22 protein-coding genes are annotated in these 21,004 nt (G+C 56.0%); 10 read left to right on the plus strand and 12 right to left on the minus strand.

The window, feature by feature from the left end:
- Window positions 1-36 precede the first annotated feature (36 nt).
- On the plus strand, window positions 37-1,002 hold the full coding sequence (locus tag Q3Y66_RS18425) for a LysR family transcriptional regulator (protein ID WP_008956156.1): 966 nt from the start codon (window positions 37-39) through the stop codon (window positions 1,000-1,002).
- A 14-nt stretch (window positions 1,003-1,016) separates the two neighbouring features.
- Here the strand turns inward: Q3Y66_RS18425 and Q3Y66_RS18430 are convergent, their stop codons facing one another.
- Window positions 1,017-2,408: an FAD-binding oxidoreductase gene (locus Q3Y66_RS18430; protein WP_008956155.1), complete on the minus strand. Its 1,392-nt coding sequence runs from the start codon at window positions 2,406-2,408 to the stop codon at window positions 1,017-1,019.
- Between the two features lie 268 nt (window positions 2,409-2,676).
- On the opposite strand from Q3Y66_RS18430, the gene Q3Y66_RS18435 reads away from it, so the two are divergent.
- From Q3Y66_RS18435 to Q3Y66_RS18450, 4 genes are all read left to right on the plus strand, one after another.
- Window positions 2,677-3,714 (plus strand): TRAP transporter substrate-binding protein, encoded by a 1,038-nt coding sequence (locus Q3Y66_RS18435; protein ID WP_008956154.1) that lies wholly within the window; start codon window positions 2,677-2,679, stop codon window positions 3,712-3,714.
- A 30-nt stretch (window positions 3,715-3,744) separates the two neighbouring features.
- A complete protein-coding gene (locus Q3Y66_RS18440; RefSeq protein ID WP_085942796.1) occupies window positions 3,745-4,239 on the plus strand; it encodes a TRAP transporter small permease in 495 nt (164 codons plus the stop codon).
- A complete protein-coding gene (locus Q3Y66_RS18445; protein ID WP_008956152.1) occupies window positions 4,236-5,498 on the plus strand; it encodes a TRAP transporter large permease in 1,263 nt (420 codons plus the stop codon). Before Q3Y66_RS18440 ends, Q3Y66_RS18445 begins: the two co-directional genes overlap by 4 nt.
- Window positions 5,499-5,979: 481 nt before the next feature.
- Window positions 5,980-6,906, plus strand: coding sequence for a YihY/virulence factor BrkB family protein (locus Q3Y66_RS18450; protein WP_008956151.1), 927 nt, complete (start codon window positions 5,980-5,982; stop codon window positions 6,904-6,906).
- Window positions 6,907-6,990: 84 nt separating this feature from the next.
- On the opposite strand, the gene Q3Y66_RS18455 is transcribed toward Q3Y66_RS18450, so the two are convergent.
- Entirely contained in the window at window positions 6,991-7,698 is a 708-nt protein-coding gene (locus Q3Y66_RS18455; protein WP_161598798.1) for a GntR family transcriptional regulator, read from the minus strand.
- A gap of 336 nt (window positions 7,699-8,034) precedes the next feature.
- Here Q3Y66_RS18455 and Q3Y66_RS18460 point away from each other — a divergent pair, with 336 nt between their 5' ends.
- The 3 genes from Q3Y66_RS18460 (at window position 8,035) to Q3Y66_RS18470 (ending at window position 11,822) form a co-directional block, all read left to right on the plus strand.
- Complete coding sequence (locus Q3Y66_RS18460; RefSeq protein ID WP_008956149.1) at window positions 8,035-8,799, plus strand: SDR family oxidoreductase; 765 nt, start codon at window positions 8,035-8,037, stop codon at window positions 8,797-8,799.
- An 83-nt stretch (window positions 8,800-8,882) separates the two neighbouring features.
- Window positions 8,883-9,875, plus strand: coding sequence for a TRAP transporter substrate-binding protein (locus Q3Y66_RS18465; protein WP_008956148.1), 993 nt, complete (start codon window positions 8,883-8,885; stop codon window positions 9,873-9,875).
- A gap of 81 nt (window positions 9,876-9,956) precedes the next feature.
- Window positions 9,957-11,822 carry a TRAP transporter large permease subunit gene (locus Q3Y66_RS18470; protein ID WP_008956147.1) on the plus strand — a complete coding sequence of 622 codons (1,866 nt, stop codon included), beginning with the start codon at window positions 9,957-9,959 and terminating at the stop codon, window positions 11,820-11,822.
- Window positions 11,823-11,882: 60 nt separating this feature from the next.
- Here the strand turns inward: Q3Y66_RS18470 and ureG are convergent, their stop codons facing one another.
- From ureG to Q3Y66_RS18505, 7 genes are all read right to left on the minus strand, one after another.
- Window positions 11,883-12,539, minus strand: coding sequence for an urease accessory protein UreG (ureG, locus tag Q3Y66_RS18475; protein WP_008956146.1), 657 nt, complete (start codon window positions 12,537-12,539; stop codon window positions 11,883-11,885).
- Between the two features lie 29 nt (window positions 12,540-12,568).
- Window positions 12,569-13,312 (minus strand): urease accessory protein UreF, encoded by a 744-nt coding sequence (locus Q3Y66_RS18480; protein ID WP_008956145.1) that lies wholly within the window; start codon window positions 13,310-13,312, stop codon window positions 12,569-12,571.
- Entirely contained in the window at window positions 13,302-13,835 is a 534-nt protein-coding gene (ureE, locus tag Q3Y66_RS18485) for an urease accessory protein UreE (RefSeq protein ID WP_008956144.1), read from the minus strand. The genes Q3Y66_RS18480 and ureE overlap by 11 nt, the downstream gene beginning before the upstream one ends.
- A 174-nt stretch (window positions 13,836-14,009) precedes the next feature.
- The gene (ureC, locus tag Q3Y66_RS18490) at window positions 14,010-15,725 is read right to left on the minus strand and encodes an urease subunit alpha (RefSeq protein WP_008956143.1); all 1,716 of its coding nucleotides are present in this window, start codon (window positions 15,723-15,725) and stop codon (window positions 14,010-14,012) included.
- Window positions 15,722-16,090, minus strand: coding sequence for an urease subunit beta (locus tag Q3Y66_RS18495; protein ID WP_008956142.1), 369 nt, complete (start codon window positions 16,088-16,090; stop codon window positions 15,722-15,724). The genes ureC and Q3Y66_RS18495 overlap by 4 nt, the downstream gene beginning before the upstream one ends.
- A 25-nt stretch (window positions 16,091-16,115) precedes the next feature.
- On the minus strand, window positions 16,116-16,418 hold the full coding sequence (locus tag Q3Y66_RS18500; protein WP_008956141.1) for an urease subunit gamma: 303 nt from the start codon (window positions 16,416-16,418) through the stop codon (window positions 16,116-16,118).
- A gap of 27 nt (window positions 16,419-16,445) precedes the next feature.
- Window positions 16,446-17,330, minus strand: a complete 885-nt coding sequence (locus tag Q3Y66_RS18505; RefSeq protein WP_008956140.1) for an urease accessory protein UreD — start codon at window positions 17,328-17,330, stop codon at window positions 16,446-16,448.
- A 307-nt stretch (window positions 17,331-17,637) separates the two neighbouring features.
- Here Q3Y66_RS18505 and Q3Y66_RS18510 point away from each other — a divergent pair, with 307 nt between their 5' ends.
- Together Q3Y66_RS18510 and Q3Y66_RS18515 are read left to right on the plus strand one after the other, a co-directional pair.
- Window positions 17,638-17,865 carry a DUF1272 domain-containing protein gene (locus Q3Y66_RS18510; protein WP_008956139.1) on the plus strand — a complete coding sequence of 76 codons (228 nt, stop codon included), beginning with the start codon at window positions 17,638-17,640 and terminating at the stop codon, window positions 17,863-17,865.
- Between the two features lie 13 nt (window positions 17,866-17,878).
- Window positions 17,879-18,217, plus strand: coding sequence for a hypothetical protein (locus Q3Y66_RS18515; protein ID WP_008956138.1), 339 nt, complete (start codon window positions 17,879-17,881; stop codon window positions 18,215-18,217).
- Window positions 18,218-18,294: 77 nt separating this feature from the next.
- Here the strand turns inward: Q3Y66_RS18515 and urtE are convergent, their stop codons facing one another.
- The 3 genes from urtE to urtC are packed head-to-tail and all read right to left on the minus strand — an operon-like array spanning window position 18,295 to window position 21,004.
- Window positions 18,295-19,002, minus strand: coding sequence for an urea ABC transporter ATP-binding subunit UrtE (gene urtE / locus Q3Y66_RS18520; RefSeq protein ID WP_008956137.1), 708 nt, complete (start codon window positions 19,000-19,002; stop codon window positions 18,295-18,297).
- Window positions 19,002-19,838 carry an urea ABC transporter ATP-binding protein UrtD gene (gene urtD, locus Q3Y66_RS18525; RefSeq protein ID WP_008956136.1) on the minus strand — a complete coding sequence of 279 codons (837 nt, stop codon included), beginning with the start codon at window positions 19,836-19,838 and terminating at the stop codon, window positions 19,002-19,004. Before urtD ends, urtE begins: the two co-directional genes overlap by 1 nt.
- Window positions 19,835-21,004 (minus strand): urea ABC transporter permease subunit UrtC, encoded by a 1,170-nt coding sequence (urtC, locus tag Q3Y66_RS18530; protein ID WP_008956135.1) that lies wholly within the window; start codon window positions 21,002-21,004, stop codon window positions 19,835-19,837. The genes urtD and urtC overlap by 4 nt, the downstream gene beginning before the upstream one ends.

Here is a 21,004-nt window from a genome sequence, read left to right on the forward strand (position 1 = left end):
CGCCGGAACGGCCCTTCCAACCAAGAGACACGCCTGATGGCTGACACCACCCATACGAAGCTGGCGAACAGGCTCAATAAGATCAATCTCAATTTACTATTGGTTTTTCACACGCTGTATTGGAAAAGGAGTTTGACGCTCACCGCACAAGCGCTCTGCCTGACGCAACCGGCCGTCAGCCACTCGCTGAAAAAGCTCCGCCTGTTAATGGACGACCCGCTTTTCACCAAGACGTTGGACGGCATGCAACCGACCCCGCTTGCCCGGCAGATGGATGCCGCCGTAGCCAAAGGGCTGTTCTACCTTGATCAGGCAGTCCACAGCAATAACGAGTTTTCGCCTGCCACATCAAAGCGGGAGTTTCGTGTCAGTTTGGTGGACTATGTCAGCCAACAGCTGCAACCCAAGCTTATCCAGCACTGTTTGGAACACGCGCCCGATTTGTGTTTCAACATGCTCTCCACGCGCATCGCAAGTGCAGAGGGCGCCCAGCAAGTCCTTCAAGAGCACGATATCGACCTGGCGGTGGTGCAGTTCGAAACCTTGCCGCTCACCTCTCATCATGAGTACTTGTTTGACGATGTGATTGGCTGTGTGGGTGATGCGACCTTTCATGGCGAGAGCAGCGCCATTACCCTTGAGGCTTTTTTAAACTCCCCCCAGGTCGCTTTGTCGCATCGTGAAGACAGCCCGCTGTTAATTAATGAAAAACTGCGGGAGCTGGGGTTAGAGCGGAAAATCGTCGCCAAGACGCCCTACATCAATCCGCTGCAGGAAATATTGTCATCCACAGCACTGCTTTGCGTGGTGACAGAGAGCGCCGCCAGGGTCATTTGCCGCAACAATAGCTTGAAGTTCTACGCTCTGCCCTTGGACGTCCCAGCGTTCAAAGTCTGCCTGTGCTGGGATGAAAGGAAGGATCACGATCCTGGCATACACTGGTTGCGGCAGTTAACTAGGGAGCTGATGACACCGGCCCCCACCGCCCTGGGCGCCCCTTAATCAAACCGCCATACTCACTCCACCGCCACGACTTTGCCTCGATTCAACAACAGCTTGGGATCCAGTGCGACTTTCATGCGCTTCATTAAAGCGATCTCCTCGCTGGAGCGGGAAATACTGAGGTAGTCGCGTTTTTCGAGACCAATGCCGTGCTCGGCAGAGATCGAGCCGCCGTACTCTTTCAGGGGCGAGTAAACCAACTGCTCAACTTGGCGGCGGCTTTGCGAGCTGTCGTCGCGCACCGTGATCATGATGTGCAGGTTGCCATCGCCAAGATGGCCGAACACGATCATTTTTCCTGTTTGCGGAAACTGCGCCTTGAGGTTTTGCTCCAGGGTATCGACGTACGCGTCCATATGCGGAATCGGCAGGCTGATATCATAGGAGAACATCGGCTTCAGCTCGTGCACCAGCACTTCGATATCCTCTCGGATCGCCCAGATACCCTGGCGCTGAGCACCGGAACTGGCCAGCACGGCATCGGTGATCAAGCCGTCTTCCATCGCCTTTTGCAGAATCTCTGAGAAATGCGCCGCATCCTGGGCGTCATCTAGCCCCAGGGTTTCGATGATCGCGTAGAAAGGCGAGTCGTCGGCCAACGGGGGCGCGTGCTTGCCGCTCTCGGTGGTCACCAGTTTGTAGTGGCTATTCCATAATGCCTCGAAGGCGCTCAGGCTATTGGCGAGCTGTTGGGAGACCCTGCGTAACAGCTGGGTCAAGGCATCGAAGGAGGGCACCGCGACCAGGGCGGTTTGTTCGCTGGGCATATGCGGCTGCAGCCGGAGCACCGCACGGGTGACGATACCCAGCGTGCCTTCGCTACCGATAAATAGCTGTTTGAGGTCGTAGCCAGCGTTATTCTTGAGCATTTTGTTCAGCGAGCTGACCACGGTGCCGTCGCTGAGTACGGCTTCCAGCCCCAGCACTTGCTGGCGCATCATGCCGTAGCGAATGACCCGTATGCCGCCTGCATTGGTGGCGATATTGCCGCCAATGGTGCACGAGCCCCGGGCGCCAAGGTCGAGCGGAAACTGCATATCGATCTCCGCCGCGGCTTCCTGCACACGCTGGAGCGTCACCCCTGCCTGAACCTGAATCGTAGAGCCGACCAGGTCAACCTCTTCGATCTGGTTCATCAGTTCCAGGGAAACCACCAACTCCTCGGGGCTGGCTTCCCCACCGTGCACAATGCCGGTCATGCCGCCATGGGTCACTACCAACTGGTCGGCCTGGTAGCATAAGGCCATCACCCGGCTGAGCTGCTCGGTATTGCGGGGCCTGACAATGGCCTTGGCACGACAGGGCGCCCCGGTAAACCAGTCGACGCTACGCTGGGAGACATCTTCACCGAGCAGCACGCCCTCTGGGCCGACTACCGCTACTAGGTCGTTAAGCAACTTATCCATTGGTTATTCCTGTTTTAGCTGGCGTTGCCATGGTTAGTAAGACTTAACCACCGACTAAGCCTTACAATTGCCTTCCAAGGCATTTAATCAATCGTAATGCTTGCAGGCTAGCGCTAACCATTACCACTCTCAAGCCCCAGATCTATAAAGATTTTTTGGATTATTATCGCGAATAGTGGAATGAAAATAAGTAATTTGCCCTGTTAGTTCGATGTGATATAGATGAAGCCCAATAAGATAATAAGAACAGCCACCACTAGGAGATAATGTGAATCACAACGCCCGCTTCATCCCATCTGTTGCATCCTGTAATACAAGCAAATTCAAACAGTTAAACTTGTCATTGCTATGCGCTGGCCTGCTTGGTTTACCGCTTATGGCCCACGCCGAGGAAATAACGCCTACCAACCTGCGCTTAGCGACCGTGGTAAATACAGAAGATACTTACCATATCGCCGCTGAGCGCTTTCAGCAGTTAGTCAGCGAACAGACCGACGGCGCGGTCTCTGTCGAGATCTTCCCCAACGCTTCTCTGGGAGACGAGCGCACCATTCTGGAAGGCATGCAGATCGGCACTGTCGATATGGGCGTGATCACCAACGGGCCCGTGGCCAACTTCGTTGATGAGTTCTCGGTGTTTGAACTGCCGTTCCTCTTTCCAAGCGCCGAATCCGCCTACGCCGTGCTGGATGGCGAGATCGGCCAGGAGATATTGGCCAAGTTAGAGAGTGTGAACCTGAAAGGGCTGGCCTTTGCAGAGCGCGGCTTTCGCAATATCACCAATAGTCAGCACGCGATTAATGCGCCCCAGGATCTCGACGGCCTGACACTGCGCGTCATCGAGAACGAGGTCTATGTGGATACGTTCCGGGAACTCGGCGCCAATGCCGTGCCCATGGCGTGGACAGAAGCGCTGACCGCCCTGCAACAAGGCACGATTGATGGTCAGGAAAACCCGGTTAACGCCATCCATGCCTTTAACCTGGCGGAAACCCAGGACTACCTCACCATGACGCGGCATATCTATGCGCCAGCGATCTTCATTATGAGCTTACCCGCCTGGAACGGCCTTCAAGAGGAGGTTCAGGAGATCGTACTCGATGCCGCCAGCGAAGCTTCTAGCTATGCCAGAGAACAAAATGCCATCATGGAAGCCGAGCAGTTAGCCGAACTGGCTGAGGCAGGCATGGAAATTAATGAGTCGCCCGATATCGCCGCCTTCCAGGAAGCCGTTGCGCCAGTGTATGAGAAGTACGGTGACCAGTTCGGCGACTACCTGCAACGCATCCAGGAGGAAGTGAAGTAAGTGCCCACTCACACGCATCCATTGGTAACGCTGCTACAGCGTTCTGAACGCTTTCTGGACGCCATTCTACAGCCCGTGGTCTTTGCGGGCATGGCGGCGCTGATTGGGGTGATTACCCTGCAGATCGTTTCGCGGGTGCTGTTCACCGCTGTCGGCTGGACGGAAGAGGTCGCCCGCTTTCTGCTGGTGTGGATCACCTTCTTAGCGGGCACTCTGGCATTCCAGCGCGGGCGGCACATCGCCGTCACCTTTGTGGTCGATGCCCTGCCCGGCCGCCTGCGCCAGCTAGCCCGGCTTGCCGCCCTGCTGATTGTTTTGGCGTTTATGATCGCGCTGATTGTGATCGGCTACCGCTATATGCAGGTACAAAGCTTTCAGAAATCCGCCTCGCTGCGGCTGTCGATGACCTATGTTTACGCGGTAATGCCAATCTGTGCGGCGATTATGGCCTGGTATGCGCTGGTCGATATCATCGAGCTGCTGATTAACGGCGAAACCTCCCAACCCCAGGAGGAGTCGCTATGACGCTGCTGCTGTTTGGGCTGTTCTTCCTGTTTATGCTGTTGGGCGTGCCGATTGCCTTTGCCATTGGCGCCAGCACGCTCTATGCGCTCTATCAATCCGGCGTGCCACTGATGGTGGTCACCCAGCAGATGTTCCAGGGCATCAACTCCTTCGCCCTGGTCGCGATCCCGATGTTTATCCTCGCTGGGGATTTAATGGCCCAGGGTAAGGTGAGCGAGAAGCTGGTCAGCTTTGCGGATTCGTTAGTCGGCTTTATGCGTGGCGGGCTTTCCGTGGTCTCCGTGATGGCGGGCATGTTCTTTGCGGCGATCTCCGGCTCAGGTGCGGCCACTACCGCAGCGGTGGGTTCCAGCCTGGTGCCGGAACTCAAGCGCAAAGGCTACGACCCGGCCTCGGCGGCTAGCTTGATCGCCGCCAGCGGCACCATTGGGGTGGTGATCCCGCCCTCGGTGCCAATGATCATCTACGCGGTCATCGCCCAGCAATCCGTTTCCAAGCTTTTCCTGAACGGCTTTTTGCCAGGGCTGGCGATGGGACTGGGGTTGATGGCCATTGCGATTGCCCAGGCCTACAAGCGCCAATATCCCAAGGGCACACCGCTGTCGCTGGCCACCATCTGGCATACCTTTAAAGATGCCAGCTGGGGATTGATGACGCCGGTGATTATCCTCGGTGGTATCTTCTCCGGGATATTCACCCCGTCGGAAGCGGCGGTCGTGGCGGTGAACTACGCCATGCTGGTGTCACTGTTTGTGTACCGTGACCTTAACCTGCCGCAGATTTACAAGCTGCTGATTCGTTCGGCGATGACCACTGCGGTGATCATGCTGGTGATTGCCATGTCGGCGGTGCTGAGCTGGACGCTCTCCAGTTGGCAGGTGCCGGGGGCGATTGCCCAGGCCGTACTGTCGCTGTCAACCAACCCTTACGTGATTATGCTGCTGATCGTGGGGATTATTCTGCTCACCGGGGTGTTTATTGAGACCGCCAGTGCGCTGATTATCCTCACCCCAGTGCTGCTACCGCTGGTGCTGCAACTGGGGATTGATCCGATTCACTTTGGCTTGATTATCGTGGTGGGGCTCTCCATCGGCATGATTACCCCGCCGGTGGCGATCAACCTCTATGTGGCCTCCTCGATCACCCAGCTACCGCTGGAGCGGATTACCCGCGCCATCATTCCTTACCTGCTGGGGCTGATCGGGGTGCTGCTGTTAGTGGTTTACGTGCCGATTATGTTTGGCTGGTCTGGCAATTAACCACACTGTCTAAGCATCGCTCGAACGACTGGCCAGAATCCTAACTTCTTGTGCCACCACGGCAAAGCCACGGCCATGCAGAAGGGTTTAGCGTATAGACTAAGTATATGTCGACTTAAAGTGTGTCAACTTTAACCACTTTTTGGTTGTTTTTGCTTTATAGGCAGCTATTTAGCTAAATAACTAACGATACATAACCTAGGTTAAGGTAAAAACACACTAATCCATTCATGGTGGGGGAGTGGTGGCCAGGGATGGCCCGTTTTAGCAAGACGCTAACACATGTTCTTCGGTTGCCTTGATCTTTCTACCGCCTGATCAGGGCGACCTTTTTATTGCTAATGTCTTTTTTTCCCTTCTCTTAATAACCTCGTTATCGACTCTCGATCTGACATTTCCTGACGTCCTTGTGATTTGCGCTTGTTACTTGCTATCGCCAGCAGCGTATCATGGCGCTAGTACACAAGGAGTATGGCAAGCCATGATTCGTAATTCCTCTCTGTTTAACGCGGCCTTGCTCCTGCTTCCTCAGTTGGCTCATTTTTCCTGGCGCGTACTTCGTAATTTTCTGAAAAACCACGGCGTTCTGCTGGCAGGCGGGGTGGGCTACAATATTTTGCTCTCCATCGTGCCGTTATTTGCTGTACTGGTGGTGCTGTTAACTCAAGTCGTTGATCAGCAGCATCTTCTCAATGTGCTCGCTATCCAGGCCCGGCATATGGCTCCCGCCCACGCCGAGGTATTGCTTGAGGCCGTGCGCAGCCTGCTCGATTCGCGCGATGTCATCGGCATTCTGAGCTTTCCTGTTCTATTACTGTTCAGCTCCTTTGCCTTTCGCATGCTGGAAGACGCCTTGGCGATCATTTTTCATGCACCGGAGAGCCCGCACATCAAGCGCCGTGTCTGGGTGTCAGTGATGCTGCCTTATGCCTTTATGGTGGTACTGGGGGCAGGCTTGATGGCGCTGACGCTCGTGGTCACCCTGGCCAGTTCACTCAATACGCTGGTCTTTTTAATATTCGAGCGCGAGCTGCCGTTGGCGAGCTTTTCAGAACCCGTGCTGAACCTAGCCAGTTTCATTGGGGTTTTCCTGCTCTTTAGCGCTATTTATAAAGTGCTGCCGGTGGTGCGTATCGCCTTACGCCGTGCGGTAGTGGGTGGTTTTGTGGCAGCGCTACTCTGGGAAGGCGTACGGCTGTTACTGGTCTACTATTTTGCCAATCTATCGTTCGTAAACGCCGTTTACGGCTCGCTGGCAACACTGGTGATCGTGCTAATTAGCTTGGAAGTAGGCGCCATTATTTTACTGCTGGGCGCCCAGGTGATCGCCGAATTGGAACGCAACTCGCGCCTTGGCCTAGCCTGGCATCTCGACCCTAGCCGCCAGCCTATTACGCGGGTTGAATGAGCAACCTGGGGCGGCTGACGCTCCCTGCGCGTACTGGCGTTATGGTAAAAAGACAGCCAAACGACGTGGCAAAAAGCCCTCAAATCAAAAGGGCTTAATATTAATATCAAGATAAGAAGGGGCAAGGTCCCGCTCAAGCGGCACGAACATCTCTTCCATAAAATCCATCAGCAAATGCGTCGCTTTTAATGCATTAGGAGTGTCACGCTCAATGATCGCATCGAGCATATTGATGTGCATCTGGATATTTTCCTGCACGGTGCGCTCACTCCCCAGGTGGCTCTGATAAAGATACCCCAACCGCCGAAACGTCGTGTGAAGTGGCCGCAATGTCCGTTCCACAAAGGGTTCGTCGGCAGCCTCCAACAGTAATTGATCCATCCGCTTATCGAGCTCATTGAAGGGGCGAATATCACTGCCTGACTTTAATTCTCGAAGCATGCGGGCTAGTTGGTTCAACTGACTTCTTACCAAACCACTGGCGTTATCAATGGCCAGTTCAACGACAAAACTCTCAATATCGCGCCGAATTCTTAACAACCGGCGTTCGCGATGCAAGTCAATGGGCGTAATCTTTACCCCGCGCCCAGCGCGTACTTCCAAAAGGGTGTCGTCCGAAAGCTTGCGAATCGCTTCAAGCACTGGGGTGCGGCCCAGCGACACCCGCTCCTGCAAGTCGGCCATTGTCATGGTCTCACCGGGCTTGAGCTCCATGTGAGCGATTAATGACTCAATTCTCTCGTAAGCCTGTTCTCCTTGGGACATCCCGTAAGACGATGTTTTAGTGACCATTATTTTGTAATCCCAATAAATTAGTGCCTTATTAGACATAAGTATCATGGTATATCAAGGTATATACCAATATATTTATATATCAGAACACATGTGATGGATACGTCAATAACGCTTAAGTAGCGCATCACTTGATTGTTTATTTAATGTTTCCTTAAAAAATAAGTTTTCAATAAAGGTGGAAGCAGAGTCTTGTGACTAACATATCTTTAACGCTGTTTACTTGTAGCTTTCGCCGCAACGTTAATAGCCTTCAAAAAAACGCTTAATTCACTCTAGAAAGTAGCTAAACCCTAAAATTCTTTTCACACAACAATGATACAAGAGGTGAGAAAGATGACCTTGTTCGATCTAACAGGCCGCACGGCACTTATTACCGGTTCATCGGGTGGTCTGGGGCTCGCAATGGCCCGCGGATTGGCTCAGTCGGGCGCTCAAATCATTATTCATGGTCGTAATCGCGACAAACTCGAAGCAGCGCGTGATGCCCTTTCAGAGGAAGGCCATAGCGTATTGACCACATCGTTCGATATTACCGACGAAGCTGCCATTGAGCAGGCGCTTGCAGCGCTTGATGCCGATGGCGTCACTATCGACATCCTGGTCAATAACGCTGGCATGCAGCTTCGTCGCCCGTTGGTCGAGCTCGAACGCGACCAGTGGGACACCGTAATCAACACGAACCTGACCAGTACCTTCCTGCTGGGTCGCAACGTTGCCCGTCAAATGATTGCGCGCGGCAAGGGCGGCAAAATCATCAATATCGGCTCACTGATGAGCTCAGTGGCACGTCCAACCGTGGGCGCTTATACGGCGTCCAAGGGCGGCGTGCGTTTGTTGACTCAATCCATGGCTGCGGAGTGGGCTGAACATAACATTCAGACCAATGCCATCGGCCCAGGTTACATGATCACGGAAATGACCCAGCCACTGGTCGATGATCCGAAATTCAATGACTGGATCGTTGGCCGCACCCCTTCCAAGCGCTGGGGTGTTCCCGAGGATCTCGTCGGCACGGTGGTCTACTTGGCATCCTCGGCGTCGAGCTACGTAAATGGCCAGATCATTTACGTCGACGGCGGCATGCTGGCCGTTCTTTAACGGCAATTTAAAACCCGAGAAAGACAACCACACCGGTATGACCGGATGAACGACCTATATAACAACATACAAGGACTAGGCTCATGCAACTCAAACACGCTTTAACCACAACACCCGCTGTGCTGACGGCATTGGCGCTCGCCATCAGCAGCACGTCCGTTCTAGCAGCAGATTACAATGCCAAGCTCTCGCTAGATGTGCCGGAAGGCAATACCAAGTATGTAGCGGCGCAGCAGTTTGCCGATCTGGTGCGTGAACGCACAGACAATAATGTCGATATCCAGCTGTTCGCCAACAGCGTGCTGGGCGGAGAAAGCGAATCTGCCGAAGGCATCCGATTGGGCTCGGTACAGATGGGCATCATCACCAGCTCTGTACTGACCTCTTGGATTCCCGAGGTTCAAGTGCTCGATCTGCCTTATTTGATCGATGGCGAGGAGCAGGCGACAGCACTCAGCGAACCATTGACCGAAGAACTCTCAGCCAACTTTGAAGAACAGGGATTCCATCTGCTTGGCTTCTCCGTCAATGGTATCCGTCAGTTGATGAGCAGTTTCCCGATTGATTCGATTGACGATATCCAGGGCAAGAAGATGCGCGTCATCCAGAGCCCGTTGCACGTCGACGCCTGGAAAGCAGCTGGCGCCAACCCAACGCCAGTTCCCGCACCTGAAATCTATAACTCCATGCAGACGGGGGTTATCGACTTCTTTGATAACACTGCGACTAACTATCTGACCAACCGCTTCTATGAAGTGGCTCCGTACTATGTGAAAACCGATCACATCTTCGCCATGGGTACCTGGGTAGTGTCACAGAACTGGTGGGAGCGTCTGCCTGACGACTACCAGGAGGTGATCACTGAGGCGGCACTGGAGGTTCAGGCAGAGCTACCCGCAATGCGTAAGAGTGACGACCAGGCGGCACTGGATGAAACCGTTGCCGACGGTGCAACGATCATCGAAATCGAAGACAAAGGGCCATGGCAAGAAGCTATGAAGCCAATCCGCGACGAATATGTTGAAAAAATCCCGAATGGCGAAGCACTTGTTTCGCTGATCGAAAACGCGGAATAACAACCCTGTCGGCCCCACCGCTACGGTGGGGCCGAGTGTTTGTTGCGTCTTCACTGGCGCCGCCCTTCTGGAGCGTATCGGATGTCTGCCTACCGTTTTTCCCTTGCAACCTCATCATTGGGCATCGGCCGCGCCGCCACCGGGCTGGAAAGCCTGGTGCGTTTCCTCGTCTTTGGTATTTTGCTGGCCATGACCCTGGCGGTGCTCGCCGGTGTCGTTTCTCGCTATGTTTTCAATGACTCCTTTTCGTGGACCGAAGAGTTCGCGATATGGTGCTTTACTTGGTTAATCTTTCTCGGCGCGGCATTAGGGGTACGCCAACAGCGCCATGTTGCTGGTGACTTCCTGCCTAAGGATCTGCCAGCCTGGCTCGCCGGTGTACTGGGCTTCACCCAGAATCTTATCCTTTCGCTGACACTGATCATGATGTTGTTCGGTGGCTACCAACTAGCCGACATGGTGGGTGGCACCAGCGCCAGCTTACAGTGGCCCACGGCTATCAAGTACGCCGTCATTCCAATTTCCGGTGTCATCGCGCTGGTCTTCTTGCTCGCTCGCGACGCTGACAGTACAGGTATCCTGGTCCGCAACTTGGCGGCGATAGTCATCGCTGGCTTGATCTATGCAGGGCTGGATCAAGGCCTATTGGGGCCCTTACAGGGCGTCTCACCGAGCCTGATCATGCTGGTGGTTTTCTTTCTGGCACTCGGGGTTGGTGTACCGGTATCGTTTTCGTTGATGTTCGGGGTGTTTATGGCCAGTTCGGCCTCGTTTATTCTGCCAGCGCCAGCGGTGGTTCAGAACATGGTCACCGGCTCGACTAAGTTCATCCTGCTAGCGATTCCCTTCTTTCTATCTACCGGTTACCTACTTAACCTGGGTGGGCTTTCGACTCGCTTAATTGATTTCGCCACAAGCTTGGTAGGCCACCTGCGCGGTGGCTTGGCCCACGTCAACATCCTCAACAGCCTGATGGTTGGTGGTATCTCAGGCTCTTCGAGTGCCGATGCGGCCAGCAGCACCAAAATCCTGGTGCCTGAGATGGTCAAACGTGGCTACTCACCAGCGTTCTCATGCGCGGTCACCGCCTCATCGGCTATTTTGCCCAACGTGGTACCTCCTGCCATCGCTATGCTGGTCTATGCCTCGGTCGCCAACGTTTCTATCGCCCGCCTGTTCATGGCCGGTATCGTGCCTGCACTGATGGCCGCCGGTGCGTTGATGCTGGTCGCTTATTGGATCTCCGTGCGACGTCAGTACCAGACAGCTACCGCCCGTGCGCCAATGGCGACGATCTGGCATACCTTCGTGCGGGCGCTACCGGTGTTGGTTATCACCGTCGGTGTCCTTGGCGGCATCCGCTTTGGGGTGATTACCGCCACCGAGGCGGGTGTTGTGGCGCTGCTCTGGACGTTCGTGCTTGGCAAACTGGTATTCAAAGCGTACGACTGGAAGCAGTTTTACCGCTCCTTCGTTGAGTGCGGGACGGACGCCGCGCTGGTCGGTTTTTTGATCGCAGCCTCGGTACCGTTCGCATGGATATTGATTGCTGAGCAGGTACCCCAGGAAATAGTCGGCTGGGCAGGCACGGCGGCTGACAGTCAGTTCGGGTTGTTCATCATCCTTTTAGTGGTACTTGCCGTGGCCGGCATGTTTCTCGACCTGACACCAGCGATGCTGATCATCGCTCCCCTGTTTTTACCGATGATGACCAATGCTGGCGTCGACCCGGTGCAATTGGGGATTGTGATGATTATTACCTTACAGCTAGGGGGGATATCGCCACCCGTGGGGCTGTTGGTATTTATCACATCGCAGATCGCCAAGGTATCGCCTTCCGCCGTGTTCCGTGCGGCGGTACCTTTCATCGCTGCGACCATGGTGATCGTCCTGCTACTGTGCATGTTCCCCGCACTCACCATTGGCCTGTGGAACCTGTTGGAATAATAAGTCGCTAAACAGCAAAGGCCGCCAAACATTTGGCGGCCTTTGTGCATCGCGGACTTACTAAATTGCCCCTGTACTCGCTGAAGCCAATGTATCAGCCTGCGGGCGCCGCTCATCCAGCATCCCTTTATCGAGAATAAAGCGGATAATCTCCTCTAGCCCTACCCCGTCATAAAGATTGGTAAACACGAAGGGGCGTTCGCCGCGCATTTTCTTCGAGTCGCGTTCCATCACTTCTAATGAAGCGTGAACATACTCGGCGATATCGATTTTATTAATGATCAGCAGGTCTGACTTGGTGATACCCGGCCCACCTTTGCGGGGGATTTTATCGCCTGCGGAAACGTCGATGACGTAAAGCGTCAGGTCGGAAAGCTCGGGGCTGAAGGTGGCCGAAAGGTTGTCACCGCCCGACTCGACCATCACCAGTTCCAGCTTCGGGTGGCGCGCCTGGAGCTCATCAATGGCCGCCAGGTTCATCGAGGCATCTTCGCGAATGGCCGTATGCGGACAGCCGCCGGTTTCCACGCCCAGGATACGATCCGCTGGGAGGGCATCGTGCTTGAGCAGGAAGTCGGCGTCTTCGCGGGTATAGATATCGTTGGTGACCACGGCGATATCGTAGTAGTCACGCAGCGCTAAACAGAGTTGCTTGAGCAGCGCGGTTTTACCGGAGCCTACCGGGCCACCCACACCAACGCGTAAACAGTGAGTCATCATTCTCTCCTCGTTAACTTCTAAGCTTTTTAGCTTCTAAATAGGCGCGAATATTGCGTTTCGTGCAGGGCGCTGGCCAGTGCCAGGCCGGGCAGCACCGGGCCTAGCTCGTCATCTTCCAGCGTTAGCGCCTGATTGACGGCATCCACTAGCGCTGGGCGCAACTGCTCAATCACGCGCTGGGCGGCGGTGTGGCCCAGCGGAAGCGCTTTACAGGCCACTGCCAGTTGGTTCTCTAGCCACGCCCAGGCAAATCCCAGAAGGGTTTGGCGCACGGACACGCCACGCAAGTGAGCCGTGTAGGCAAACAGCGTCACATAGCCTGCCTGATGCGGGAGCAAAGGCGTTAGTAAGTCCTCACTTGGCAGCTGTTGGTCTCGGGGCAATAAATCCAAACTGCCCAGCAGGCGCTTAAGCGAGGCGCCCAGGCGGCTGTCTTCAGCGGCCAGCTCGGCGGTTTCCCGGGTGGCAGCCAGCCACTCATCCCACGCTGCTATGGTTGCGCGACCCGCTTCGCTATCAGCTTGGCCAAAGGCCTGATGCAATCGCGCCAGCACGGGAAGCTCGCAGCGGGTTAAGCCATCTTCCAGCACGCCGCTTAACCACTCAGCAAGACTCGCTTCATCACGTACCCAGTCCAGCTCAAAGGCGCTTTCCAGGCCTTGAGAAAACGCGAAGGCACCAATCGGCAGCGCGGGGCTTACCAGCTGCATCAGCCCCAGCAGCGCCAGTTCGTCGCTTTGGCTTTCTAGTGCGGTAAGCTCAGTGTGCATGGTGGTGCTCATGCGGGTGGTCATGGTCGTGTGAATGCCCGTGCGAATGGCCATGACCGTGGGAATGCGAATGCCCGCCGCCCACTTGGTTATAAGCGCCCGGTTCAGGGTCGAACGTGGCGTTGTGGTGCTCTAGTTCGGCACCCAGTAGCTCGGCGAGTTCTTCCAGCACGTGATCCGGCGGGAAGCGCACCCAGCCGCCTTTTTCATCTTCACCCAGCGCCAGCTGTACGTGGCGATTGCCCAGATGATAAGCGAGCCGCGCCAGCGGTAAGCCAGTACTCACTCGCGCGGTAACCACCGGCTCTACGGCGGCGCATACGCGTACTATCTCACCACTTTCGGCTTTCAGGCCTTCGCCGCTTCGCAGCACCGGGCCGCGATCCAGAAATAGGCCCAGCTCGCGGCCGCTATCGCTTTGGGCTTTTAAGCGCCCACGAATACGTAGCTCAAAGGGCAGCGTGAGTGTGTCGCTCGCCGCGCTCTCCTCTATTGGTCCTAAGCGCTCTATGAGTTTAAGCATTGGTATCGTCCTGTTCAGAACCTGCAGTTAAGCACCCAGCAGCCGAGCCGGGGGTAGGTCGTAGTGAGGGTCTTTTGCCATGGATGGCAAAAGTAGCGTACAGGGATGTATTTACAGCGCCCTCACGTAGAGCTACCCCCGGCACTGCACTTACTGGCGGCCACAGCGCGCTATTCAAAATAAATGATAACGCTGAGCCAGCGGCAGTTCGGTGGCGGGCTCGCAGGTTAAAATTTCACCGTCGCAGCGCACTTCGTAGGTTTGCGGATCTACCGTCAGCTCCGGGCAGGCATCGTTCAGCTTCATATCCTTTTTGCGCACTTGGCGCACGTTTTTACACGCCGCTAGTTCGCTATTAAGCCCGAGAGTCTCTTTAATGCCTGCATCCAGCGCGGCCTGGCTGACAAAACTGAGCCGGGTTTGGCTCGCTGCGCGGCCAAAGGCGCCAAACATATAGCGGTAGTGAACCGGCTGCGGCGTGGGAATCGAAGCATTGGGATCGCCCATGGGCGCCGCTGCAATCATGCCGCCTTTGATCATCATCGCCGGTTTCACGCCAAAGAAGGCCGGTTTCCACAGCACCAGATCCGCCAGTTTACCGACTTCGATGGAGCCCACTTCGTGAGCGATGCCGTGAGTGATCGCCGGATTGATGGTGTACTTGGCGATATAGCGCTTGGCGCGCAGATTGTCAGCGCCCATCGCTTCATCTTCCGGCAGCAGGCCGCGCTGCACCTTCATTTTATGCGCCGTTTGCCAGGTGCGGCAGACCACTTCACCGACTCGCCCCATGGCCTGGGAATCCGAGGCGATCATCGAAATCACGCCTAAGTCGTGCAGGATATCCTCGGCGGCGATGGTTTCGCGGCGAATGCGTGAGTCGGCGAAGGCCACATCTTCGGGGATATTGGGGTCGAGGTGGTGACACACCATCAGCATATCGAGGTGTTCGTCGATGGTGTTGACCGTGTAGGGCCGCGTCGGGTTAGTGGACGACGGCAGCACATAGGCTTTCGAGCAGGCAGTCAGGATATCTGGGGCGTGACCGCCACCCGCGCCTTCGGTGTGGTAGGTGTGGATGCAGCGCTCTTTAAACGCGGCCAGGGTGTCTTCCACAAAGCCTGATTCGTTCAGCGTGTCGGTGTGAATCGCCACCTGCACATCGTAGGCATCGGCCACGTTGAGGCAGTTATTGATCGAAGCGGGCGTGGTCCCCCAATCTTCGTGCAGCTTGAGCCCCATGGCGCCCGCTTTGAGCTGGAGCTCCAGGGATTCGGGCAGGCTGGCGTTGCCCTTGCCCAGAAAGCCGATATTCATCGGCATATCGTCCACCGCCTGGAGCATTTTGCCGATATGCCAGGGACCTGGCGTGCAGGTGGTGGCGTTGGTGCCAGTCGCTGGGCCAGTGCCGCCGCCGAGCATGGTGGTCACGCCGCTCATCAGCGCTTCTTCGATCTGCTGGGGGCAGATAAAGTGGATGTGGGAATCGATGCCGCCTGCAGTCAGTATCTTCCCTTCGCCGGAAATGATTTCGGTGCCGGGGCCAATGACGATCTCCACATCGGGCTGTACGTCTGGGTTGCCCGCCTTGCCAATCGCGGCGATACGGCCGTTCTGAATACCGACATCGGCTTTGACGATGCCCCACCAATCCAGAATCAGCGCGTTGGTGATGACGGTATCCATGACCGTGTCGTCAGCGCGCTGGCTTTGGCCCATGCCGTCGCGGATGACTTTACCACCGCCGAACTTCACTTCATCGCCGTAGTGGGTGGCGTCTTTCTCGACTTCGATCCACAGCTCGGTATCGCCCAGACGAACGCGGTCGCCCACCGTGGGGCCGTACATATCGGCGTAGGCTTGCCGACTGATCTTGTTGGTCGGCTTCATGACTGACCTCCAGCTTCGCCTGGTTTCTGTGCTTTTCGCGCGGCATCGGGCGCGGTAGAGAGTAGCGCGCCCATGACATCGCCACGGAAGCCGTAAATTTCACGCTTACCGACAAATGGAATCAGCGTGACTTCACGGGTTTGGCCGGGCTCAAAGCGAATAGCGGTGCCAGCGGCTACGTCCAGGCGAAAGCCACGGGTTTTAGTACGATCAAACACCAGCGCGGGATTGGCTTCCGCAAAGTGGTAGTGGGAGCCAATCTGAATGGGGCGGTCGCCGGTATTGGCCACTTCGACACTAATCCGCTCGCGGCCCACGCACAGTTCGATGTCACCCTCTTTTAACTTGTACTCACCGGGAATCATCAGGCGCTCTCCTGGTTGCTGAAAACTAGTTGATAGGTGTGTGGACAGTAACCAGCTTGGTGCCGTCGGGGAAAGTGGCCTCCACCTGCACTTCGTCGACCATCTCGGCGACGCCGTCCATCACATCCTCACGGCTGAGTATCTCGCGGCCATAGCTCATTAAATCGGCCACGCTGCGGCCATCCCGGGCGCCTTCCATAATTTCAAAGCTGATCAGCGCTACCGCTTCGGGGTAATTAAGCTTTAAACCACGTGCTTTGCGGCGCTCCGCCAGTTGGGCGGCTGAGAACAGCAGCAGCTTGTCTTTATCTCTCGGGGTTAATTCCATGGGGCGTTTCTCCAGCAATCTATTCGATTAGGTTAACCAAATACGCGGTGTGTGGGCGTCTCGCTCAATCCACAGGGGGCGCAAAAGTTGCCAAGCCTGCTCGCATAATGCCCAGGCTTCATTACGCGAGTTACCCAAGTAGCGTAATAGCAGCACGCCATGACGAACGGTCACCGCCCAACGTGCGTTATCCGGTAGCGCTTCACGCAACGCTTCAATCGCCGCAGGTGCATCTTCAATGCCTACCGCCCAGAGCGTGGCCTGCACCGTGGCGCCACCCTGCCCCCAGCGCCCAGCAAAGCGTGGGTGTAGTGGGTCTAACGGTTGGCGCTCTAACCACAGCGGCTTGCCGTCCAGGGTTAAACGGAAGTGTTGCTCAATGCGGCCTGAAACGTAAGGTAAATCGCTAGCGGGGCGGCCTAGCGCCATCACTTCCCAGCCCAGGCAGCGGGCGCTGCCATGCAGCTCGATATGGGTGCGCTGCTCGCCTTTCGAGCCATCGAAGGCGATGGTCTCCTGGGGCAGCCACTCCAAAGTGGCGCCATCTTCAACGCTTAACCGGGTGTGCTGGGCCCAAGCCACGCCCTGGCTGTCGGCTTTATAGAGTTTATTGGCGGCAGGCGTTGTGAGTAGCGCATGGGCACCACGCTCGACATGAGCGCTAATGGTAAGCGCGTCGCCGCTCACCAGCCCGCCCGGTGGGTGAAGCACGTACACATGGCACGCCTCACTCCGGCCTTCTGGGTAGAAGGGCCGTTGCACCCGCAGCGGGCCTTGGTGGCGCGCCTGTACCATGCGGGTAACGCCGTCGCGATGAGCAAAACGTAAGTCCAACGAAGCCGCCCAGTGGCGGCCTTGATCAAAGCGGTGGCCAGAGGCAAGGGGAGATTTTGCGATATCGCATAGCATCATAATTAGCTATCGCTTCCTTTCAGTAAGCCGTTAGCTAAGCAGTGCAATTAATGCGCCAAAATGGTGAAAAACTATTTTCAATTTCTAAAACAATGAGTTAAACAATGCCTCTCTACACCTAAAACTTTCAATGCACCACAAAAGATCAAAAAAATTACAAGTTGCACCAAACAAGAACGCGCAGTCGCTGCTTATCCTGCCAACTAGGCTGCATCAGCAAGTAAATATATCGATTAAAAGGGAGCTAACACGGCTAGACAACCGCTTAGCATGGCGCTTATATAAGCTTTTATTCAGGAGCCTAATCATGCTTCAACTTCGCCCTAACTGTGAATGCTGCGATAAGGATTTACCCCCTGATGCAGCGGCGGTCATTTGCTCCTTTGAATGCACATTTTGCCCTGAGTGCGCCAACGGCGTGCTGGCTGGGTCATGCCCCAATTGTGGCGGCCATTTTTCGCCGCGACCCGTTAGGCCCAGCCACTTGCTGGATAAGTACCCTGCTTCATCAGAGCGCATTGTAAAGGCCCCTTAAAAGAGCATAACGAATGAAACGATCTGCTGTTCTTTCCGCCGGACTTCTACTCAGCCTAGTGAGCAGCCACGGTGCCGCGCAGTCATTGCCAAAAGGCGCAATCCAGGCAGGCTCACTCTCTAATCAGCAGCTCATACAGGATGCTATGCCCGCCGTGGCAGCAAAAGTGGCAACCCTTGGCTGTAGCGCTCCCGAGTCATTCCAGCCTTACGTGATCTCTATGCCGCAGGGGAGTGAAGGGTCCAGGTATTGGAGTGAGGTGTGGGTTGTTGAGGGGTGCGGTTCTGAATTCCCTGTGGAAATTCGTTTTAGTGAGGCGGGCCTTGGGGCCGCCAATTACGTGATTGAGTAAACTTTCTTGGCCGCGTTAAGCGACGGCACCCTGGCCGCCGCTAAACGTGGTATTGGGCACAAACCCACGACCGTGCCCTATACCGTCAGATGCTGCTTGATCAGCTCATTGGAAAGTTCACTGATCTCGCCTTTGGCTACCGGGCGGCCGCGATCCATGATCACAAAGCAGTCGGCGTACTTGCGGGCAAAAGGTAGTTTTTGCTCCACCAGTAGCACCGTGAGACCATCCTCGTTGATCAACTGACGAATCACCTGGCCGATCTGGGCGACGATATTGGGCTGAATGCCCTCCCCCGGTTCGTCCAGAATCAGCAGTTTGGGTTCGATGACCAGCGCACGGCCAATGGCCAACTGCTGCTGTTGACCACCGGATAGATCACCGCCACGGCGGTTTTTCATCTCCTTGAGCACGGGGAACAGCTCGTAGACCCGCTCGGGAATCTTTTTCAGCCCGTCGCTGCGGGCGGCAAGGCCGGTGCGCAAATTCTCCTCTACAGTCAGCAGCGGAAATATCTGCCGTCCTTGGGGCACATAGCCAATCCCCAACCGTGAGCGCGCTTCAATGGCTTTTTTAGTCAGCTCGATCTCGTCTGCCTCGGCGGTGTAGCGCAGCTCGCCACTTTTGACGGCCACCTCGCCCATCACGGCTTTCAGCAGTGTCGTTTTACCCACGCCGTTTCGGCCCATCACACAGGTGCACTGGCCTGTGGGCACGTCCAAATCCAGATCCCACAGGGTGTGGCTTTCGCCGTAGAACTGGTTGAGCTTTTCAATGGCTAGCATCAGGCGGCCTCCTCGTCATCGGCACCCAGGTAGACCTCGATTACTTTGGGGTCGTTGGAGACTTGATCCATGGTGCCTTCCGCCAGCACGCTGCCTTGGTGCAGCACGGTCACCTGGCGGGCAATCGAACGCACAAAGCCCATATCGTGTTCCACCACCACCACGGACTGCTTGCCAGCCAACCCGGTGAGCAGTTCGGCGGTGCGCTCCATCTCCTGCTCGGTCATACCCGCTACCGGCTCATCCACCAGCAGCAGGCGCGGGCGCTGCATCAGTAGCATGCCGATTTCCAGCCACTGCTTTTGGCCGTGGGAAAGAATGCCTGCGGGCTGATGGCGCAGTGCCGTCAGGCCGATGGTTTCCAGCACTTCGTCGATGCGGTCTTTGATCTCGCCGGTCATGCGGGCGGTCAGGGTGGGAAAGATCCGCTTGTCGGCGGCCATAGCCAGCTCCAGGTTTTCAAATACCGACAGCGCTTCGAATACCGTCGGCTTTTGAAACTTGCGGCCAATGCCCAGGCTGGCGATATCGGGCTCGTTCATGTGCAGCAAATTATGACGGCTACCGAACCACACACTGCCGCTATTGGGCCGGGTTTTGCCGGTGATGATATCCATCATGGTAGTTTTGCCCGCCCCGTTAGGGCCGATAATGCAACGCAGCTCACCGTCGTTAATGGTCAGGTTGAGGTTATTGATGGCTTTAAAACCATCGAAGCTCACGGTCACATCTTCCATATAAAGAATCGGCCCGTGGCGAACGTCCACCGGTGAGGCCTGAGGCGCCATAAAATCGAACACCCGGTCACGCTGGGAAAGCGATTGCAGCAAACTCATGCGGAGGCCTCCTTGGATGTCTGTTGGTGGTCAGGGTTAGCCGAATCGTCGCGCTTACGGCGCTTGAGGTAGCGAAACAGTCCCGCCACACCCTTGGGCAGAAACACCGTGACCAGTACGAACATCGCGCCCAGGGCAAACAGCCAGGCATCGGGCATTACGCCGGTAAAGATGGTTTTGGCGTAGTTGACCAGAATGGCACCAATCACTGCGCCATACAGCGTGGCGCGACCACCCAGCGCTACCCAGAGCACAATCTCAATGGAGAAAATCGGCGAGAATTCGCTGGGGTTGATAATCCCCACTTGCGGCACGTAAAGCGCCCCCGCCAAGCCCGCCAGCATCGCCGAGACCACAAACACAAACAGCTGAAAGCGCTCGACCCGATAACCAAGAAAGCGCGTGCGCGCTTCGGCGTCGCGGGTGGCCACACTCACCCGGCCCAGCTTGCTGGTCACAATCGCACGGCAGAGAATAAAGCCCAGCGCCAGCGCCACCCCGGTGGCTAGGAACAGCCCTAAGCGTGTGGCGTCGCTGCGTAGATCGAAGCCGACGATTTCGCGGAAATCGGTCAGGCCGTTATTGCCGCCAAAGCCCATCTCGTTGCGGAAGAAGGCTAGCATCAAGGCAAAGGTCAGCGCCTGGGTAATGATCGACAGATACACCCCGGTGACCCGTGAGCGGAATGCCAAAAAGCCAAACACCAGTGCCAATAGACCGGGCGCCAGCAGCACCATGGCGAAGGCAAACCAGGCCATATCGAAGCCGTGCCAGAACCACGGCAGGCTGTCCCAGTTCAGGAACACCATAAAGTCCGGCAGTACCGGGTGGCCGTAGGTGCCGCGATCGCCAATCTGGCGCATCAAATACATGCCCATGGCGTAACCGCCGATGGCAAAGAAGGCGCCATGCCCCAGGCTTAAAATGCCCAGGTAGCCCCACACCAAGTCCACCGCCACGGCAAGCAACGCGTAACTCAGGTACTTGCCAAACAGGTTGACCGTGTAAGCGCCCACATGCAGCGGGTTCTCCGGTGGCACCGCTACGTGCAAGATCGTTACCAGCGCCAGCGCGGCCAGTAGCACGCCGAGAAAAATCTGGGTGGAGCGCTCGCTGAATGGGCGTGTTAGCCAAAAATTCGTCGATGATTCGGTCGTTAATGACAT

The organism is Halomonas sp. HAL1, assembly GCF_030544485.1.
Taxonomy (GTDB): domain Bacteria; phylum Pseudomonadota; class Gammaproteobacteria; order Pseudomonadales; family Halomonadaceae; genus Vreelandella; species Vreelandella arctica.

Excerpts from the sequence above, each read along its gene's own strand:
- Q3Y66_RS18470 (WP_008956147.1), top strand. The coding sequence starts at position 9,957 with ATGTCTGCCTACCGTTTTTCCCTTGCAACCTCATCATTGGGCATCGGC.
- ureG (WP_008956146.1), bottom strand. The coding sequence starts at position 12,539 with ATGACTCACTGTTTACGCGTTGGTGTGGGTGGCCCGGTAGGCTCCGGT.
- Q3Y66_RS18495 (WP_008956142.1), bottom strand. The coding sequence starts at position 16,090 with ATGATTCCCGGTGAGTACAAGTTAAAAGAGGGTGACATCGAACTGTGC.
- urtE (WP_008956137.1), bottom strand. The coding sequence starts at position 19,002 with ATGCTAGCCATTGAAAAGCTCAACCAGTTCTACGGCGAAAGCCACACC.
- Q3Y66_RS18425 (WP_008956156.1), top strand. The coding sequence starts at position 37 with ATGGCTGACACCACCCATACGAAGCTGGCGAACAGGCTCAATAAGATC.
- urtD (WP_008956136.1), bottom strand. The coding sequence starts at position 19,838 with ATGAGTTTGCTGCAATCGCTTTCCCAGCGTGACCGGGTGTTCGATTTT.
- Q3Y66_RS18450 (WP_008956151.1), top strand. The coding sequence starts at position 5,980 with ATGATTCGTAATTCCTCTCTGTTTAACGCGGCCTTGCTCCTGCTTCCT.
- urtC (WP_008956135.1), bottom strand. The coding sequence starts at position 21,004 with ATGTCATTAACGACCGAATCATCGACGAATTTTTGGCTAACACGCCCA.
- Q3Y66_RS18455 (WP_161598798.1), bottom strand. The coding sequence starts at position 7,698 with ATGGTCACTAAAACATCGTCTTACGGGATGTCCCAAGGAGAACAGGCT.
- Q3Y66_RS18445 (WP_008956152.1), top strand. The coding sequence starts at position 4,236 with ATGACGCTGCTGCTGTTTGGGCTGTTCTTCCTGTTTATGCTGTTGGGC.
- Q3Y66_RS18515 (WP_008956138.1), top strand. The coding sequence starts at position 17,879 with ATGAAACGATCTGCTGTTCTTTCCGCCGGACTTCTACTCAGCCTAGTG.
- Q3Y66_RS18500 (WP_008956141.1), bottom strand. The coding sequence starts at position 16,418 with ATGGAATTAACCCCGAGAGATAAAGACAAGCTGCTGCTGTTCTCAGCC.
- Q3Y66_RS18510 (WP_008956139.1), top strand. The coding sequence starts at position 17,638 with ATGCTTCAACTTCGCCCTAACTGTGAATGCTGCGATAAGGATTTACCC.
- ureE (WP_008956144.1), bottom strand. The coding sequence starts at position 13,835 with ATGCTTAAACTCATAGAGCGCTTAGGACCAATAGAGGAGAGCGCGGCG.
- Q3Y66_RS18505 (WP_008956140.1), bottom strand. The coding sequence starts at position 17,330 with ATGATGCTATGCGATATCGCAAAATCTCCCCTTGCCTCTGGCCACCGC.
- Q3Y66_RS18460 (WP_008956149.1), top strand. The coding sequence starts at position 8,035 with ATGACCTTGTTCGATCTAACAGGCCGCACGGCACTTATTACCGGTTCA.
- Q3Y66_RS18430 (WP_008956155.1), bottom strand. The coding sequence starts at position 2,408 with ATGGATAAGTTGCTTAACGACCTAGTAGCGGTAGTCGGCCCAGAGGGC.
- Q3Y66_RS18465 (WP_008956148.1), top strand. The coding sequence starts at position 8,883 with ATGCAACTCAAACACGCTTTAACCACAACACCCGCTGTGCTGACGGCA.
- Q3Y66_RS18480 (WP_008956145.1), bottom strand. The coding sequence starts at position 13,312 with ATGCACACTGAGCTTACCGCACTAGAAAGCCAAAGCGACGAACTGGCG.
- ureC (WP_008956143.1), bottom strand. The coding sequence starts at position 15,725 with ATGAAGCCGACCAACAAGATCAGTCGGCAAGCCTACGCCGATATGTAC.